Raw genomic sequence first — 488 nt, forward strand, 5'->3', positions numbered from 1 at the left:
AACGAGGCGGATACGGGGCAGAAAGACGCTGAAACGCCGTTTTGACGGCCGAAATAGGTCGAGGCGGTCATTTTTCGAACAATTGATGCTGTGGCGCTGGTTTGTTCAGCGTTTCCCTAGGAAGCCGCGCGGCGGCTTCCTAGCGGCGGCTCAAGTCGGGCGTTAGGCCCACAAGAGCAAAGGAAACCGATGGCTATCCATCACTTGCATACGGAAATCGAGATCGACGCCTCAGCGGAGCGGGTGTGGGCCGTGCTGTCGGATTTCGCGTCTTATCCGCAGTGGAATCCCTTCATTAAGTCAGTTGCAGGCGAGCCGCAGCAGGGCGCTCGGCTTCAAATTGCTGTCCAGTCGAGGGGTGGCAAGGTCGTAAGCGCTCCACCAACCCCATCTTCTGAAGCTCACCAGGACCGCTGACACTATCGTCTCCATCACTAAAGGAGGCGATCACGATGCTTTGGCTTTCCCCGGCTCGAGCCCGCTGGCTC

1 protein-coding gene is annotated in these 488 nt (G+C 58.4%); it reads left to right on the forward strand.

The genetic code is table 11. The features are described from left to right. The first annotated feature begins 189 nt into the window (after positions 1–189). Entirely contained in the window at positions 190–417 is a 228-nt protein-coding gene (locus GBG68_RS14730) for an SRPBCC family protein (RefSeq protein ID WP_152148395.1), read from the forward strand. Positions 418–488: the final 71 nt, after the last annotated feature.

Source organism: Alkalilimnicola sp. S0819 (genome assembly GCF_009295635.1).
In the GTDB taxonomy this organism is placed as follows: Bacteria; Pseudomonadota; Gammaproteobacteria; order Nitrococcales; family WHIW01; genus S0819.